Origin of the sequence: Segatella copri (assembly GCF_024330485.1) — a bacterium.
Classification (GTDB): Bacteria; Bacteroidota; Bacteroidia; order Bacteroidales; family Bacteroidaceae; genus Prevotella; species Prevotella copri_L.
The window spans coordinates 315,920-332,691 of the sequence record NZ_JANDWX010000001.1; the positions used below are offsets into that span (position 1 = coordinate 315,920).

A 16,772-nucleotide genomic window follows, 5' to 3' on the forward strand; every position below is an offset into this window, starting at 1 on the left:
TTGTGTATAAATTAGCTTTCACCTTTTTGCTATTGTTCTAGCCTTTAAAGGTTTGTTCTCCCACACCTGTTGGTTAAGGTGCGGGAGAACAGATTTATTTAGTTGATTACTTAGTATTTACCAACTTGAAAATCTGAACGCGGCTGCGGCCGTAAGCTACACAGATATAATCCTTGTAAAGGGTTACATAGTTAGCTGAGTTGTAGCTCTCCTTGCCATCATAGAATGCACGGCGACGGGCTACAACGTTCTCACCCTTAGCCTTGGTCTTGTCCAATACAACGAGTCCATAACCGCCACATGCTACGTAAATGTATTTTGAATCTACTGCAACACCGTTTACGCGACCGATAACCTTGTTACTTTCGCCTATAGGAGCATCGAACAATACTGTAGGATTGCCATTTGCATCGTAGCGTACAAGTCCGCCGTCACCTTGGCATACGTAAAGGTTTGTACCATCTACAGCGATGGTGTTTTTACCATCAACAACACCCACTTTACCTTCTGTGGTATAGCTCTGAGGATTTTCCAGATTGATGTTGTTAAAGATGTTGACAGTACCTGTAGTTGTACCATTTGCTTCCAAACCATAGAGTTTGTCATTGCCAACAGCTACGAACTTCACGTCATTTGTTGTGAGGTGTGGAGTACGCAGGGTGAATGTAGAGTTGTAAACCTGATAACCCTTGTTTGTTGCCAAAACGAAGTTGTCTTTATACTTGACTACACTATTGGCATCAATGCCATTGTTTGGATTTGTCTTGTCGATAGGGTAGGTAACAAGCTTGGTGTCGCTCAACTGACCATTTGACAGATTGGCATAACCCAAGAAAGCACCTTCCTTGTAAGATGTAGCAGCAACGTAGAAGCGGTTGCCGTCAATCATGCCATAGTTTACATCCAATCCTCCCTGAGCTGAAACAGCCTGATCGAGAATAAGGTTCTTACCGTCGATATGAGCAACTTCCAATCCGCCTCCCATATGACTCTTATCATTGCCCTGGGTGTGGTATGTAACATACAACTTGTCGTTAGCAGCCTGGATAGATGTTGCAGAGAGGGTATTCTCTGTAACTCCAGCTGCAGAAAACAAATCCAGTTTTGGTTTGTTGCTCAAGTTCTCTGTTGTTGCAGTCAATTCATAACCATATTGCTTGTTATCAGCATCCTTCAACTTAACCAAATCACCAGTGGTAGCCTTGTCATAGTCGAGGTATGATGCTGCAATGTCAAGATCCTCTGCTGTAGGAAGCTGGTTCTCGCCATTAAAGCATTTTGTGAACTGGAACAGGAAGGTAGCACCTTCTGCAGGAGTATCGAATGCCTGGATGTTTTCTGCACCATCGTTGTGGAACTCGTCTGCCTTAACAATAGCTAAACCGCCAGCTTTTTCCAGGCTGATTTGGCCTTTTGCATCGTTATAAGAGATAAGCTTGTTAACATTGATAACACCCTTGTCCGCAATGTTGATCTTGCAGGCACCCTTCAGGATGAGCTGTGCTTCACCTACCTTAGTTACCTTCTTGTGGGTATCCTTTTCGTTCAAGGTAACATTGATGTAGTTAGCATCAATCTGTGAACCGGCATTCATGGTCAATATATTGGTAACCTTGATGGCACTCTTGTCGCCAGCCTTCAGATAACCATTTGTGTTGAGGTTCAGATCTGCTGTCTTCAGGAAACCGCCGATTTGCAGGTTACCATTGATGTTAACAGTAGTAGCATTCCAAACGTGAGCTGATGCATATACGTTGGCACCTTCCTCAACGTTTACTTCTGTACCACGGATAGAACCGATGATACATGCCTTTGAACCAGTCTTGAAGGTGATTTTCTGTGTAGGACTTGTCTTGTCTGCTGTAAGCTGTCCTAAACCGGACTTGAGTTCCTTTGGTTTAACTGCGTTGCCATTTTCATCAAGGCCGCTGGTAATACCTCTCCAAGATGAGAATAACTTTCCTTCAATAATGATGTCTGTTGCAGGGTCTTCAGTCTTGACATAACCAAGTTCGTTATAGACAGTAACTCCCTGCTTGATCATTGTACCTGTGCCCTTGAAAATCAGGGAACCGCCCTGCTTTACAACGATTGTTGCGTTTTCGAAAGTATTTGCAGAATATATTAATTTTGCACCTCCATTTACGAAGATAGTTGCATTCTTGATAGTGTTTTTTGAGAAGTCACACTCACCAGCAGATTTCTTTAAGTAGAAAATTCCATCTTTTAGGTTGTCGTTACCTAAAGCCTGAGTAGCCGTAGCAGGCTGCTTTGGTATCGTGTTCTCTTTGTCTTTGTTTCCCTCGTTTTCCTCGTAGAGTTCAGTTATGAAATTTGCGTCACTGGCTGCTCTTGTACCAAAGAACTTACGGGCATTAGCTGTTGTGTTCTTGTAGTTGATGACGCTAGAAAACAGAGACTCTCCGCTGTTAGTGAGGTCGAGAGTTGTGGCATCTACCTTAGCTGGAGATGAACCTCCTGTAGGATCACTTGTGTTGTCGCTACATGATGCGAATACGAATGCCGCCAAACCGATGGCAGCAAGCTTAGAATTGAATAATTTCATATCTATTTTAGTTTAAATTGTACTTTCAGTTTTTGTTTGATTCCATTTACTTATATTTTTGTCCTCAAGCTCGTTGCTTTTTTAGGGTGGTTTGACTATCATCATCTCGCATACACTCACAAGTGGCTCTTAGACGCTGCAAATTTAATGAAATTATTTCATAAGTAGTAGTTTTCTAAGGTTAAATAAACTTAATTCGCTACTTTTTGTTCTGATACTCATTAGGTTGGTTTGTTGTGGGCAATAACGAATAGGCTCTTCCGCTTGTCAAACGATAACTATTTCTGAACTCATTAACCCGAAAATTACTCCGAAAGATAGCAGAATATCTCCGAAGAATACGAAAATATCTCCGAAAGATAGCAGAATATCTCCGAAGAATAAACCAGGAAAACAAATGTTGGGAATACGATGATGGATATGTGTTGTGGTGAAGGGTGAAGGGTATATTTTAAATCTTATATATATATTCTTTTTTTAGGATTTTTGGAAAAACCGGAAAGTCAGAAAAATGAAAAAACTGATTTTTTCCCTTGCCGCGCGTATATATAAAAAAGAGTTTTCAAACCTTCACCCTTCACCTTTTTATTTAACGTTTTATGTGTCAAATAGTTACGGGTGAAGGGTGGTGAAGGGTGTTTTTCGCTTTTTATAAACATATTTTAAGAATTTGGTCCGTTTTTACATATTTTAAGCGTTTGTTTTTGGTTCCGAAAGAGGTGCCATTTTTTTAGGGTTCCATTTTTTCTCTTTTCTTACCGCTGAAATCTTTGAAAAGCGAGTGGGGGTAGGGTATCCCGTCTTATGTTGTGTTAAACAATTATCAGATAAAAGAAGTTAACAATGCCGAAAAAGGACTGATATTTAAACAAATATTAACGAAGAAAATTTGAAGTTTCGCATATTATATTGAACTTTCGTATCTGGGGAAGTTAAGGGAAGTTAAATGAGTTAAAGGAGTTATCACTCCCTACGGTCGTTCTGTAAACCAGTAAAACAAATGTTGGGAATACGATGTTGGATATGTGTTGTGGTGACGAGGTGGAGGGTGGTTCTTTGCTCTTTTTGTGCAATATTGTCTGGGTTGATATAAATAGAATCTTCTAGCCATTCGTGGTGTAATACACGACTGGTTATTGTTGTCTTCCCAGAACCATTAGGTCCTGCAATGACAATTAAAACGGGTTTGTGTATTTTTGCCTCCATTAGTTCAAATTGAATTTTTGTCGTTGTTCTTTAGCCTGTTTTTGCATATTGGCAAAATAACTTCTGTAAGCTTCTTCGTTTTCTCTGTTGTATATTTCGGCTGCCTCATGCATAATCTGAGCCAGCATTTCATCTGTTGGCTCTTCCATGCTTGTCAGCCGATAGCTATTTAATTCTTTTTCTGAAATCATATCACATTTGTATCTAAGAAAACCTGTTTCATATCATCTTATTTCATGTAGTCCTTGTAGTATTCGTTTTTGTAGTCGAATGACTCTGGCGAGTTGATGCCTTTAGTCATGGCTGCAATTCTTGGGTCTATAACTAATTCTGCCTTGGTTATTTTCTTAGTCTTTGTCTTGTTGGGAGACACAGCCTTGTTAGGAGACAGTATTTTCTTCAGTGCTTTGACAGCCTTGCTTATTGTCTCGTAATCCTCGTTGGCAATTATGTTGACGAGTGATTGATATTCTGTTTGTAACTCTAATGTTGTCATATTAAAAAAATCTAAGACATGTTGTTACTGTTATTTTCTGCTCAGCAAATAAGTAATCTATATTTCTGCTTTTAGCTGCAGTATATGTTCCACCGACAGCCCGGTTATTTCCTTTACCGTCGCTTCATCTATGCCCTTTGCCAGCATCTTTCTGGCAATCTCAAGACTTCTTCTTTCCATGCCTTCAGCTATACCTTCACGCTTAGCAGTGTCTACGGAATTCTTGATGTCGCGATATGCCATCTTGCTGGTTTCGTACTCCCGCATTTCCTGCGGAGTGAACTTGGCTATCTCGGCTTCCTCGAAGAGACGGTCGAAGACTTTGTCGCACAGCTCTTTAGGGCGCTGGGTAAGCTTATAGAGGTTCTTCAGTGCATAGAGCCACTTCTCGTAGAGCGTATCCAGTTCTTCCAGGGGTTTGTTAAACTTAGAAATTTCTACATAGATATATTCGAGTTTGTCGTAAAATACTTTGTGGGTAGCTGTGTCGCATAACTGCACATGATGGCGGATTTTCTCCTTGTCGAAAGCATCCTCGTTCATGTTGAAGTTGAGCAGGGCAACGGTATAGATATGATTGAGTTTGAAATCCCATTCATTCCCCTTGGGTGCCTGTTCGCGAATCGGGAAAGTAGAGTAGAAAAGGGCGCGATCCTTGAAATACGTCTGGTACGCATTCTGCATTTCTACGATGAACTTTTCGCCGTTTTCGCCCTCACAATATACATCAAAGATGGCTCTGCGGTCGGTATATACATCTCCCACGTGCTCCGGATTCAGATACGACACGTCCTTCACAACCTGTTTGCCATTAAACAAGCTGTTGAGGAAGCAAATGAGCAAATCCTTGTTCATCGCTGTTCCAAAAATTCGCTTGAAACCGAAGTCGGTCAGCAAGCTGATGTATCTTTCTTCTACCTGTTTCATACGCGATTCATTTAAATTAATACTTTTGCAAAGATTATGTCAGTGAGTGCAATGAAAGCTTGCTTTCGAATTGCCGAGCGCCGTACAATCTTCTGCAAAGATACGCTGAAAATTTGTAACTTCCAAATTTTTAGGCAATTTTTTGCATTGGGGGATATAGAAAAATAAATCTATTGCAACGCCTTGTAGAATTTGTGCCTTTTCCTTGAATACCTTAATGTTATGGCGTGTTGCTTGCTTGAAATTGGAGTGTGGCTTACTTCAATGGTCAACGAATATTATTTCAGTGACTAACGAAGGCTATTTCAGTAAGAACAGGAGACTGTTCCAGTGAGAATAGCTTTCTGTTGCACTTTTTTTTCTGCATTTTTTCTTTTTTCCTGCAACCTTTATGTATCTTCTTACGTCTAACCATCAGATTTCCGAAACAAAAAGGTATTCGGTATATCACGTATTTAGAAACATAAAATAGAAATGATATGAAGAAATTATGTATTTGGGCGGTGGCTGCCGCTTTATTCTTAGCCCCAATGGGCTTGAGTTCTTGCAGTATGGGATCTTCTGCCAGTGAAATGAAGGGAAGTCTCAACTTTACGCAGGATGATTTGACCGAGAAGCCTTTCAAGGCTATCGACGTGGATGTGATTGCCAGCGTTTATTATACCCAGAACAATGGCGATGAATGCAGTGTTCGATTGGATTACTCTGCCATCAAGGATGCTGAGTTCGCACAGAAACTCAAGGAGAAACTCAAGGTGGTTTATCGTGACGGCGAGGTGAAGATCGGACTCAACGGAAAGCTCAAAGTGCCTGCCGCGTGTAACTCTGAAAAGAATAGACTCAAGATTTATATCACCAGCCCCGACCTGGTGAAGATTGCACAGGAAGGCGTGGGCTCATTCTATGCCAAGAGCATCAATAGCGACCGCCTGAAAATCGATAACGAGGGTGTAGGCTCTGTCAAGATTGGGAAGGTTCTTGCCAACAAACTGGAGATAACCAACGAGGGGGGTGGCTCGGTAAATATCGATGATGTGGCTGGAGATGATATGAACATTGATAACGAAGGCGTAGGCTCGGTGAAAATCTCTAAGATTGAGATGGGAAGTGTGAAACTGGATAACGAGGGCGTAGGCTCGGTTAATCTGGGAATGTTTAAGGGTGGCAACCTGATTATCAAGAACGAGGGCGTGGGCAGTGTGAAAGCCAAGGTTGACTGCCAGAGTGTAAACGCTACTTCTGAAGGTGTTGGAGGGGTTGACTTGAGCGGCGTAACCCGTCAGTACAATAAGAAAAAAGGCGGAATCGGAGGGATTTCTGATGGTGGATTGACGGTAAGAAAGTAACGTAAGTTGTTGGAAAACAGAAAATAAAGTGGTTAAGAATTAGTGCGGAAAATTTTTAAAATGAATTTTTGAAAATTTTCCGCAGCTAAGAAAGTTCGTAATTAGAAGTCCCACTTTACACCGAGGCAAGGGCGAACCATCCAGCCGGCATTGCTGCCGAAGTTGTGGCTGATTTCTACCTCGCTACCTACGCTCAGGTTCTCGCAGCCGAAGTGCTGACCTACGTTGTACCAGAGCTGTGGCTCAGTAGTGAAGACGGTGTGCTCAGCTTTGTAATCGATGTTGCCATCCTTGTCGAGCTTCGGGTCGCCATCCTTATCCAGGAAAGAACTGTGGTCCTCCCACCAGAAATCTGCGAAACCGCTAAAGTTCAATCCCTTTAATCCAAAGATGTCTTTGCATCCCCAAACAGCAGTCAACTGCATTGGTACGTTCTGGTCGGTCTTGCGGATAGTCTTGTAGAGTGCCTGGAGTGTCAAGGTGTTCTTGAAACTCTTGTCGTGCATGAAATACTCCACACCGAAGAGCCAGGCATTGTTGATAGGGTAGTTCTTGGTAATACCACCATTATACTCTACGTGGAGGCTCCAGTTCTTCATTGGGCTGTTCTGCCAGAAGTTCAATGCACGTGAAATCTCTGTGTAGGTACCACCCTGTGCCACGTTTGGACTGCTGGTGTCCATCTTGTCGTAATTGAAGTCGTGGTCTACAAAGAAATAAGTGTTACCCCATTTGTCCTGCTTGAACATTTCGAGTGTGAGGGTAACAAACTTGCGGTCACTGCCGAAGTCGTAGAAAACTTGGGCGTTGGTCTGTGCTAAAGTTTTGCTCGCAGGGAGCAACGCAAGTGCCATGAGCAGTAGGCTTTTCATCTTTTTCATAAATTTTTTCTTTTCTTTATTATTTATTAAATGAAACAAAAAACTGCGGACGGAAGGCCCGCAGTTTGTAATTATATTTATCCGTAACGATTAGTATGCAAAGAGAGGGTAATCCTTCATTGTAGCATTCACCTTTTCGCGAACGCGGGCAATGACCTTCTCGTCCTCAGGAGCATTCAGAACCTCCTCGATGAGTTCGGCTATGAGATGCATCATGTCTTCCTTGGCGCCACGTGTGGTCATGGCTGCTGTACCCAGGCGGATACCTGATGTCTGGAAGGCTGAACGGCTGTCGAATGGAACCATGTTCTTGTTGACTGTGATGTCGGCTGCAACCAGCGCATTCTCAGCTACTTTACCTGTAAGATCTGGATATTTACTTCGGAGATCTACGAGCATAGAATGGTTGTCTGTACCACCGCTCACGATACCGAATCCGCGACCGATGAGGTCATCTGCGAGTACGGCTGCATTCTTCTTTACCTGAGTAGCATACTCCTTCCATGAAGGCTGCAGATTCTCATTGAAGGCTACTGCCTTGGCAGCGATGACGTGCTCCAGCGGACCACCCTGCTGACCTGGGAATACGGCAGAATTCAAGAGCATGCTCATCTTCTTAACCTCGCCCTTCTTGGTAGTCAAACCCCATGGGTTGTCAAAATCCTTGCCCATCAGAATGATACCGCCACGAGGACCACGGAGGGTCTTGTGAGTAGTAGAAGTAACGATGTGCGCATACTTCAATGGGTTGTCGAGCAGACCGGCTGCAATCAGACCTGCAGGGTGAGCCATATCGATCATGAGGAGAGCGCCTACTTCATCGGCAATCTTGCGCATGCGGGCATAATCCCACTCGCGGCTGTAAGCGCTACCACCACCGATAATCAGTTTTGGTTTGTGCTCAAGAGCCAGTTTCTCCATCTCGTCGTAGTCTACACGGCCTGTCTCCTTGTTCAGGTTGTAGCCGATAGGGTTGTAGAGAATACCGGATGTATTGACGTGGCTACCATGAGAGAGGTGGCCGCCGTGGTCGAGGTTCAAGCCCATAAAGGTATCACCTGGCTTCAATACGGCAAGCAGAACAGCAGCGTTAGCCTGCGCACCTGAGTGAGGCTGTACGTTGGCATACTCAGCACCGAACACCTTCTTTACACGCTCAATGGCGAGGTTCTCTACGATGTCAACTACCTGGCATCCGCCATAATAACGTTTGCCTGGCAGTCCCTCGGCATACTTGTTAGTAAGGTAAGAACCCATAGCGTTCATCACCTCGTCACTCACGAAATTCTCAGAAGCGATAAGCTCCATACCTTTCAGCTGGCGCTGATGTTCTCTTTCGATTAAGTCGAAAATCTCTTGATCTTTTACCATTTCCCTTTTCTTTTTATGGTTGATGTTTAATGAAATCGGGTGCAAAAATAAGCAATATCTCTCAAACTACCAAATAAATCGTAACATTTTGAGTGGTATTGCTTACTTTTTGTTATAAACTACCTGTTTTTATTACTTGCAGAGCTCTACTTTGCCCAATTGCTGCTCTTTGTCGCAGTAGTGGCAACGTACGATACCGAGCACTTTGTCTACGGTATGGAAGAGGGTCTGCATAGGCTCGTTGTTGGTGATGCACTTAGGGTTGTTGCACTTTACGATGCCCTTCAGCGTATCAGGAGTCTTGACGGTCTTCTTCTCTACGATTTCGTAGTCTTTGATGATACTCAGTCCGATGTTAGGCGCAACGACAGAGAGTCGGTTGATTTCCTCATCGGTAAAATACTTGTTGGCAACCTTGATGATGCCCTTCTTGCCAATCTTCTTGCTTGGCAGGTTGTAGCCGATAGTAACAGGAGTCTCCATCTTCTCCAACTGGAGCAGATTTACTACCTGATAGGTCTTTTCGGCTGGTATATGGTCGATTACGGTACCGTTCTCGATAGCCGCAACCACTAATTGACTTTTATTATTTCCCATCTCTTTTTTTTTAAATGTTGAGTGTTGAGTGTTGAGTGTTGAGTGTTGAGTGTTGAGTGTTGAGTGTTGAGTGTTGAGTGTTGAATGTTGAGTGAGGCTTGCGCCCTTGAGGCCCATGTTAAGTGTCCGTTAGGCAACTCAACATTCAACATTCAACATTCAACATTATTCAATATTCAACATTCAACATTATTCAATTATGCTTTTATCGTTCTTTACATCATCGAGCGAGATGCCGAGGCAGTGGCAGAAGATAGCCTCACGTGCATAGAGACCGTTCTGAGCCTGCTGGATATAGTATGCATGTGGATCATCGTCTACATCGTAAGCAATCTCGTTGACACGTGGCAGCGGATGCATGATCTTCATGTTCTCCTTCGCCTTGCAGAGCATGTCACGCTTCAGGATATACACGTTCTTTACGCGTTCATACTCCATCAGGTCGCTGAAACGCTCCTTCTGTACACGGGTCATGTAGAGGATGTCGGCACCTGCAATCACATCTTCGTTAAAGTCCTCGTGCTCAACATATTTGATGTTGTGCTCCTTGCAGTAGAGTTTATACTCTTCTGGCATGGCGAGTTCCTTAGGTGCGATGAAATGGAAAGTAGGGTTGAAGTGGCGCATAGCTGTGATAAGTGAGTGAACGGTGCGGCCATATTTGAGGTCACCCACAAGATAGATGTTCAAGTTCTCCAGGGTACCCTGGGTCTTGTAGATAGAGTAGAGGTCGAGCAGGCACTGTGAAGGGTGCATGTGAGCGCCGTCGCCTGCATTTACGATAGGCACTGGTGCTACCTCGCTGGCATACTGGGCTGCTCCCTCGATGAAATGGCGCATGGCGATTACATCGGCATAGTTGCTTACCATCAGGATGGTATCCTTGAGGGTCTCACCCTTGGTGGTACTGGATGTCTTGGCATCAGAGAAACCAATGACACGGGCACCAAGACGGTTGGCAGCGGTTTGGAAACTGAGTTGGGTACGAGTAGATGGCTCGAAGAAAAGGGTCGCTACGACCTTTCCCTTCAACAACTCCCTGTTCGGGTGCTTTTCGAACTCTTGCGCCATTTCCAGGAGGTACATGATTTTCTCCTTGGAAAGGTCTGCAATGGTCACAAAATTATGTTTTTCCATTTGAAATTTGATTGAATGTTCTAAAATCGCCCACAAAGTTACATAAAAAATCTGATTTATGTGTGATAAGTCAAAACTTTTATGTAATTTTGCACAAATATTTAAAGAAATAGTGATGAGAAAGCGATTTATACATATTTTATGGGCTGTTTTCGGCACTGGAATACTCATGGTAATTCTTGCCTTTGTTGCCATCTGGTTTGGAATGATTGGCTACATGCCCGACATCGAGGATCTGCAGAATCCTATCAACAGATTTGCCACCCAGGTTTACTCTGCCGATGGCAAGGTGCTTGGTACGTGGAACCTGAACAAGGAGAACCGTATCGTGATTCCTTATAAGAAAATGTCACCTTATTTAATAAAGGCACTGGTGGCTACTGAGGATGAGCGATTCTATGAGCATTCAGGTATCGACTTCCGTGCACTGGGACGTGCCATCGTCAAGCGTGGTATCCTGGGACAGACTAATGCGGGTGGTGGAAGTACCATCACGCAGCAGCTCGCCAAGCAGCTTTATTCTGAGAAGGCAGGCAGTACGATGGAACGATTGTTGCAGAAGCCGATAGAGTGGGTGATTGCGGTGAAGCTGGAACGCTATTATACCAAAGAGGAGATTCTTGCTCTCTATCTCAATTACTTCGATTTCCTGCACAATGCTGTAGGAATCAAGACGGCGGCCAATACCTATTTTAATAAGGAACCGAAGAATCTGACCCTCTGTGAGTCGGCAACGCTCATCGGACTGTGCAAGAATCCGTCGCTCTTCAATCCGGTTCGCTATCCGGAGAGAGCGAGGGAGCGCAGAAATGTGGTTCTTTCGCAGATGGTGAAGGCGGGATATCTGAGCCGGAGCGAGTATAGCCAGTATGCTGCTGAGCCGCTGACACTCAATTTCCACCGTACCGACCATAAGGATGGTTCGGCTACTTATCTGCGTGAGTTCCTTCGCCAGTATATGATGGCTAAGCGTCCGGAGCGCAGTGATTATCCATCCTGGAACCGTGCCCAGTTTGTGGTGGATTCTATCCAGTGGGATAATGATCCGCTCTATGGATGGTGCAACAAGAACTATAAGAAGGATGGTTCGCCATATAATGTATACAGTGATGGACTGAAGGTGTTTACAACTATCGATAGCCGTATACAGCAGTATGCGGAAGAGGCTATGTATCAGCATGTAGCCCGCTATCTGCAGCCTCGCTTCAGTGCAGAGATAGCCCGCAAACCAAGCTCGCCATACAGCGATAAGCTGACACCGCAACAGATTAAGAGTATACTGAACCGCAGTATCACCCAGAGTGAGCGTTACCGTACGATGAAGGCTGCGGGATATTCTGAGGATGAAATCAAGGCGGCATTCCGCAAGAAGCAGGAGATGACCGTATTTACCTATCATGGTGATATTGATACGCTGATGAGTCCGCTCGATTCTATCCGTTATTACAAGAGTTTTCTGCGTAGCGGTTTTATGAGCATGGATCCTAAGACGGGTGCTGTGAAGGCGTATGTGGGTGGATTGGATTATACTCATTTCATGTATGATATGGTGAGTCTGGGACGCCGGCAGGTGGGTTCTACCATCAAGCCATTCCTTTACAGTCTGGCGATGTCTAACGGCTTCCAGCCTTGCGATCTGGCGCCTAACCGTCAGCGGACCTATATGGTGGCAGGTCGTCCGTGGACACCTCGCAATGCCAACCATTCACGTGCCGGACAGATGGTACCGCTGAGTTGGGGATTGGCGCAGAGTAGCAACTGGGTGAGTGCTTATCTGATGAGTAAGCTCAATCCGCAGCAGTTCGTACAGATGTTGCGCGACTTCGGCATCAACAGTCCTGATATCCATGCATCCATGAGTCTCTGTCTGGGACCATGTGAGGTAAGTGTCAGCGAGATGGTGAGCGCTTATACCGTATTTGCCAACCACGGCATCCGTACTGCTCCTATGTTTGTAAGCCGCATCGAGGATAATGAGGGCAATACGATTGCTACCTTCCAGCCACGTATGAACGAGGTGATCAGTGCCGATAATGCCATGAAGATGCTCACCATGCTGATGGGCGTAGTGGATAATGGTACGGCAGGAAGACTGCGCTACCGTTATAACCTGGAAGGCCAGATTGGCGCCAAGACCGGTACTACCAACAATAATAGCGACGGTTGGTTTATCGGCTTTACTCCACAACTCGTAAGTGGCTGCTGGGTAGGTGGTGAGGAGCGTGATATCCACTTCGATTCCATGAGTATGGGTCAGGGTGCTACCATGGCTTTGCCTATCTGGGCGATATTCATGAAGAAGGTTTATGCCGACCCGTCGCTGGGTATCAGTCCTGCTATCAAGTTCGATTTGCCGGAAGACTACAATCCTTGTTCCCGCAAGGCAGCCGAACAGGATGACTTTGAGGAAGTAGGAGGTGGCAGCATCGACGAAGTTTTCGAATAAAAACCAAGGCATTCGCCATTTTTGCATGTATTTATTTTAAATAGTGCAAAAATGGCGAATGTTATTTGTTTATATGCATTTTTTTTTGTATTTTTGCAGAGTTTTAGAACATGCATAGCCCGAATGATGTTTCTTCGGGTTTTTCAAAATAGAAATAAAATAAAAAATCATTATAATGAACGTTTCATACAAATGGCTTAAAGAATACGTCGATTTCGATTTGACACCACAGGAGACTGCGGACGCGTTGACCTCTTGCGGACTCGAAGTTGACGCTTTGGAAGAAGTTCAGTCTGTCAAGGGCGGACTGAAAGGTCTCTATGTTGGTAAAGTATTGACATGCGAGGAGCATCCTAACAGTGATCACCTCCATGTTACAACCGTTGACTTGGGTAAGGGCGAACCTCAGCAGATTGTCTGTGGTGCTCCTAACGTTGCTGCAGGTCAGAAGGTTATCGTGGCTGATTTGGGCTGCGTGCTTTACGATGGCGACCAGAGTTTTACCATTAAGAAGAGCAAACTCCGCGGTGTAGAGAGTTTGGGTATGATCTGTGCTGAGGATGAGATTGGTGTAGGTACCTCTCACGACGGCATCATCGTACTCCCAGAAGATGCTCCGGTAGGTCAGCCTGCTGCTGAGTATTATCACCTGGAGAGCGACTGGCTCATCGAGATTGATATCACAGCCAACCGTGCTGATGCGCTCGGTCACTGGGGTGTAGCCCGCGACCTGTATGCCTGGTTGAAGCAGAATGGCTACAAGACAAGCTTGCATCGCCCATCTTGCGATGAGTTTGTGGTAGACAACGAGGATCTTCCTATCGATGTTGAAATTCAGAATACTGAGGCTTGCAAGCGCTATGCCTGTGTAAGCATCACCGGTTGTGAGGTGAAGGAAAGTCCTAAGTGGTTGCAGGATAAGCTGAACATCATCGGCTTGCGCCCTATCAACAATATCGTGGATATCACTAACTACATCATGATGGCATACGGCCAGCCATTGCACTGCTTCGATGCAGACATGGTTACCGGTCATAAGATTGTAGTTCGTACCCAGCCAGAGGGCACCAAGTTTGTTACTCTCGATGGCGAGGAGCATACCTTGGGTGAGCACGACCTGAGCATCTGCAATGCTGAGGAGCCTATGTGTATCGCCGGTATCTTCGGCGGTAAGGGCTCTGGTACTTACGAGACAACCAAGGATGTAGTCTTGGAGAGTGCTTACTTCCATCCTACATGGATCCGCAAGAGCGCTCGCCGTCATGGTTTGAGTACAGATGCCAGCTACCGTTTTGAGCGTGGTGTAGATCCAAACGGACAGATTTATGCATTGAAACAGGCTGCCATCCTCTGCAAGCAGTTGGCTGGCGGTAAGATTTCCATGCAGATCAAGGATGTATATCCAGAGCCAATACAGGATTTCCCAGTTCGTCTGAACTATGAGTATGCGCATCGCCTCATCGGTAAGGAGATTGGTGCTGAGACCATCAAAAACATTGCCACATCTCTCGAGATGAAGATTGTGAAGGAGGATGCTGAGGGCATCGACCTCCTGGTTCCTGCTTATCGTGTAGACGTTCAGCGTCCTTGCGACGTAGTAGAGGATATTCTCCGTATCTACGGATATAATAATGTGGAGATTCCAACCCAGTTGAAGAGCTCCCTGACTGTTCAGGGCGATGAGGACAAGGCTTATCACAGCCAGAACCTCGTGGCTGAGCAGCTGGTAGGCGAGGGCTTCATGGAGATTCTCAACAACTCTCTGAGCAAGGCTAGCTACTATACCGACTTCGACCTCAACAAGTATCCTAACGAGACAACCGTGAAGGTGATGAACCCATTGAGTGCTGATCTCGGTGTGATGCGCCAGACGATGCTGTTCGGTGGTTTGGAGAGCGTGGTTCGCAACATCAACCATAAGAGCCAGAACCTGAAGTTCTTCGAGGTGGGTAACACCTATATATATAATAAGGAGAAATGGAGCGAGGAGAGTCCTATCAAGGCTTACTCTCAGGAGGCTCACATGTCACTCTTCATCACCGGTAAGCGCGTAGAGGGCAGTTGGGCTCATGCTGATGAGCAGAGCAATATCTACGAGTTGAAGGCTGTGGTAGAGAATGTTCTCCGCCGTGTAGGTATGCCACAGAACAACGTGGTTATCAAGCACAGCGACAATAACATCTTCTCTAAGGGCGTAAGTTACGAGACCCGTGCCGGAAAGGTATTGGTAGAACTGGGTATCCTGAGCCTGAAGTTGAAGAAAGCATTCGATATTGAGCAGGATGTATTCTATGCTGATATCCACTGGGATAACCTGATGAAGGCAGTGAAGAAGGTGAACCTTACTTACACCGACATCAGCAAGTATCCTTCAGTGAGCCGCGACCTTGCATTGCTCGTAGACAAGAATGTAGAGTTCGCTCAGATTGAGCAGATTGCCCACCAGACAGAGAAGAAACTTCTGAAGAGCGTGGTACTCTTCGATGTTTATGAGGGTGAGCATTTGCCAGAGGGCAAGAAGAGTTATGCCGTTAACTTCATCCTGCAGGATGAGGAGAAGACTCTGAATGACAAGCAGATAGATGCTATCATGAAGAAGCTCATAGCCAACCTTACAAGCAAGCTCAATGCAGAATTGAGATAATGCAGAAGGTGCTCAGTGCAGAATTAAGATAATATTATAAACAAACGATAAACATTTAAAATTTTATTCCAATGGGAAGAGCATTTGAATATCGTAAAGCTACAAAGCTGAAAAGATGGGGCCACATGGCCAAGACATTTACTAAGTTGGGTAAGCAGATTGCTATTGCTGTGAAGGCAGGCGGTCCAGAACCAGAGAACAACCCATCATTGCGTGCTATCATCGCTAACTGTAAGCGTGAGAACATGCCTAAGGATAACATCGCTCGTGCCATCAAGAACGCTTGTGGCAAGGATACCAGCGATTACAAGGAAGTAACATACGAGGGATATGGCCCTCACGGAGTGGCTGTCTTCGTTGATACTCTGACAGACAACACTACACGTACTGTTGCTGACGTTCGTTCTATCTTCAACAAGTTCAGCGGAAACTTGGGTACAACAGGTTCTCTGTCTTTCCTCTTCGACCACAAGGCTGTGTTCACATTCAAGAAGAAGGAAGGTCTGGATATGGATGAGATGATTCTCGACCTGATCGACTACGGCGTAGAAGATGAGTTTGATGAGGATGAGGAGAACAACGAAATCACAATCTATGGTGCTCCTACAAGCTTCGGTGAGATTCAGAAGCACCTGGAGGCTGAGGGTTTCGAGGTAACTGGTGCTGAGTTCACTTACATCCCTAACGATTTGAAGGATGTAACTCCTGAGGAGCGCGAAACTATCGACAAGATGGTTGAGAAGTTGGAAGAGTTTGACGATGTTCAGACTGTATATACCAACATGAAGCCAGAAATTCCTGCAGACGCAGAATAAGCATTATGTTGCAGCAAGACAAACAGGATAAGTTGCAGAAGGTAACTTATCAGACTCATGGCACCTGCTCAAAATACATCTGCATCAGTATAGATGAAGATGGAAATGTGCAGGATGCCCAGTTCATCGGAGGCTGCGATGGCAATACCAAGGGCGTTTGTGCTTTGATTAAAGGCATGAAGGCAAAGGAGGTCATCGCCCGACTGAAGGGTATCACTTGTGGCAATAAGCCTACAAGCTGTCCAGACCAGTTGGCGACAGCTTTGCAGGAAATGGGATATTAAGAGTATTTTAGGCACGGATTACTATAGTGATCCGTGCCTTTTCTACTACTTGTAAT

Annotated in this window: 13 protein-coding genes and 1 pseudogene; 5 read left to right on the forward strand and 9 right to left on the reverse strand. The window is 45.0% G+C overall.

From position 1 onward, the window contains the following. Positions 1-106: 106 nt before the first annotated feature. The 5 genes and pseudogenes from NNC77_RS01225 to NNC77_RS01245 form a co-directional block, all read right to left on the reverse strand. Positions 107-2,566 (reverse strand): hypothetical protein, encoded by a 2,460-nt coding sequence (locus NNC77_RS01225; RefSeq protein ID WP_254969668.1) that lies wholly within the window; start codon positions 2,564-2,566, stop codon positions 107-109. Between the two features lie 1,059 nt (positions 2,567-3,625). Continuing rightward, positions 3,626-3,772 (reverse strand): annotated as a pseudogene (locus tag NNC77_RS01230) (zeta toxin family protein); the annotation flags it as partial. Next, positions 3,772-3,963 carry a hypothetical protein gene (locus tag NNC77_RS01235; RefSeq protein ID WP_022121808.1) on the reverse strand — a complete coding sequence of 64 codons (192 nt, stop codon included), beginning with the start codon at positions 3,961-3,963 and terminating at the stop codon, positions 3,772-3,774. The pseudogene NNC77_RS01230 and the gene NNC77_RS01235, both read right to left, overlap by 1 nt. Before the next feature lie 38 nt (positions 3,964-4,001). Then, positions 4,002-4,268, reverse strand: a complete 267-nt coding sequence (locus NNC77_RS01240) for a hypothetical protein (RefSeq protein ID WP_117588171.1) — start codon at positions 4,266-4,268, stop codon at positions 4,002-4,004. A gap of 57 nt (positions 4,269-4,325) precedes the next feature. Then, on the reverse strand, positions 4,326-5,195 hold the full coding sequence (locus tag NNC77_RS01245) for an Rpn family recombination-promoting nuclease/putative transposase (protein WP_254969669.1): 870 nt from the start codon (positions 5,193-5,195) through the stop codon (positions 4,326-4,328). Between the two features lie 479 nt (positions 5,196-5,674). Here NNC77_RS01245 and NNC77_RS01250 point away from each other — a divergent pair, with 479 nt between their 5' ends. Further along, positions 5,675-6,541, forward strand: a complete 867-nt coding sequence (locus NNC77_RS01250) for a GIN domain-containing protein (protein WP_254969670.1) — start codon at positions 5,675-5,677, stop codon at positions 6,539-6,541. A 101-nt stretch (positions 6,542-6,642) separates the two neighbouring features. Here the strand turns inward: NNC77_RS01250 and NNC77_RS01255 are convergent, their stop codons facing one another. The 4 genes from NNC77_RS01255 to pyrB form a co-directional block, all read right to left on the reverse strand. Beyond that, the gene (locus NNC77_RS01255) at positions 6,643-7,422 is read right to left on the reverse strand and encodes a DUF5020 family protein (protein WP_254969671.1); all 780 of its coding nucleotides are present in this window, start codon (positions 7,420-7,422) and stop codon (positions 6,643-6,645) included. A 90-nt stretch (positions 7,423-7,512) separates the two neighbouring features. Continuing rightward, positions 7,513-8,793, reverse strand: a complete 1,281-nt coding sequence (glyA, locus tag NNC77_RS01260) for a serine hydroxymethyltransferase (RefSeq protein WP_117587318.1) — start codon at positions 8,791-8,793, stop codon at positions 7,513-7,515. A gap of 132 nt (positions 8,794-8,925) precedes the next feature. Then, complete coding sequence (gene pyrI, locus NNC77_RS01265; protein WP_117587317.1) at positions 8,926-9,390, reverse strand: aspartate carbamoyltransferase regulatory subunit; 465 nt, start codon at positions 9,388-9,390, stop codon at positions 8,926-8,928. A gap of 189 nt (positions 9,391-9,579) precedes the next feature. Then, positions 9,580-10,527: an aspartate carbamoyltransferase gene (gene pyrB, locus NNC77_RS01270; protein WP_118062888.1), complete on the reverse strand. Its 948-nt coding sequence runs from the start codon at positions 10,525-10,527 to the stop codon at positions 9,580-9,582. Positions 10,528-10,642: 115 nt separating this feature from the next. On the opposite strand from pyrB, the gene NNC77_RS01275 reads away from it, so the two are divergent. The 4 genes from NNC77_RS01275 (at position 10,643) to NNC77_RS01290 (ending at position 16,716) form a co-directional block, all read left to right on the forward strand. Then, complete coding sequence (locus NNC77_RS01275; RefSeq protein WP_118062886.1) at positions 10,643-12,973, forward strand: penicillin-binding protein 1A; 2,331 nt, start codon at positions 10,643-10,645, stop codon at positions 12,971-12,973. 175 nt (positions 12,974-13,148) lie between these two features. Beyond that, a complete protein-coding gene (gene pheT / locus NNC77_RS01280) occupies positions 13,149-15,617 on the forward strand; it encodes a phenylalanine--tRNA ligase subunit beta (protein ID WP_254969675.1) in 2,469 nt (822 codons plus the stop codon). Between the two features lie 71 nt (positions 15,618-15,688). Then, positions 15,689-16,432, forward strand: coding sequence for a YebC/PmpR family DNA-binding transcriptional regulator (locus tag NNC77_RS01285; RefSeq protein WP_022120814.1), 744 nt, complete (start codon positions 15,689-15,691; stop codon positions 16,430-16,432). Between the two features lie 5 nt (positions 16,433-16,437). Continuing rightward, the gene (locus tag NNC77_RS01290) at positions 16,438-16,716 is read left to right on the forward strand and encodes a TIGR03905 family TSCPD domain-containing protein (RefSeq protein WP_006846971.1); all 279 of its coding nucleotides are present in this window, start codon (positions 16,438-16,440) and stop codon (positions 16,714-16,716) included. The last annotated feature ends 56 nt before the right edge of the window (positions 16,717-16,772 follow it).

Coding starts and splice junctions, on each gene's coding strand:
- NNC77_RS01225 (WP_254969668.1), bottom strand. CDS start 2,566: ATGAAATTATTCAATTCTAAGCTTGCTGCCATCGGTTTGGCGGCATTC.
- NNC77_RS01235 (WP_022121808.1), bottom strand. CDS start 3,963: ATGATTTCAGAAAAAGAATTAAATAGCTATCGGCTGACAAGCATGGAA.
- NNC77_RS01240 (WP_117588171.1), bottom strand. CDS start 4,268: ATGACAACATTAGAGTTACAAACAGAATATCAATCACTCGTCAACATA.
- NNC77_RS01245 (WP_254969669.1), bottom strand. CDS start 5,195: ATGAAACAGGTAGAAGAAAGATACATCAGCTTGCTGACCGACTTCGGT.
- NNC77_RS01250 (WP_254969670.1), top strand. CDS start 5,675: ATGAAGAAATTATGTATTTGGGCGGTGGCTGCCGCTTTATTCTTAGCC.
- NNC77_RS01255 (WP_254969671.1), bottom strand. CDS start 7,422: ATGAAAAAGATGAAAAGCCTACTGCTCATGGCACTTGCGTTGCTCCCT.
- glyA (WP_117587318.1), bottom strand. CDS start 8,793: ATGGTAAAAGATCAAGAGATTTTCGACTTAATCGAAAGAGAACATCAG.
- pyrI (WP_117587317.1), bottom strand. CDS start 9,390: ATGGGAAATAATAAAAGTCAATTAGTGGTTGCGGCTATCGAGAACGGT.
- pyrB (WP_118062888.1), bottom strand. CDS start 10,527: ATGGAAAAACATAATTTTGTGACCATTGCAGACCTTTCCAAGGAGAAA.
- NNC77_RS01275 (WP_118062886.1), top strand. CDS start 10,643: ATGAGAAAGCGATTTATACATATTTTATGGGCTGTTTTCGGCACTGGA.
- pheT (WP_254969675.1), top strand. CDS start 13,149: ATGAACGTTTCATACAAATGGCTTAAAGAATACGTCGATTTCGATTTG.
- NNC77_RS01285 (WP_022120814.1), top strand. CDS start 15,689: ATGGGAAGAGCATTTGAATATCGTAAAGCTACAAAGCTGAAAAGATGG.
- NNC77_RS01290 (WP_006846971.1), top strand. CDS start 16,438: ATGTTGCAGCAAGACAAACAGGATAAGTTGCAGAAGGTAACTTATCAG.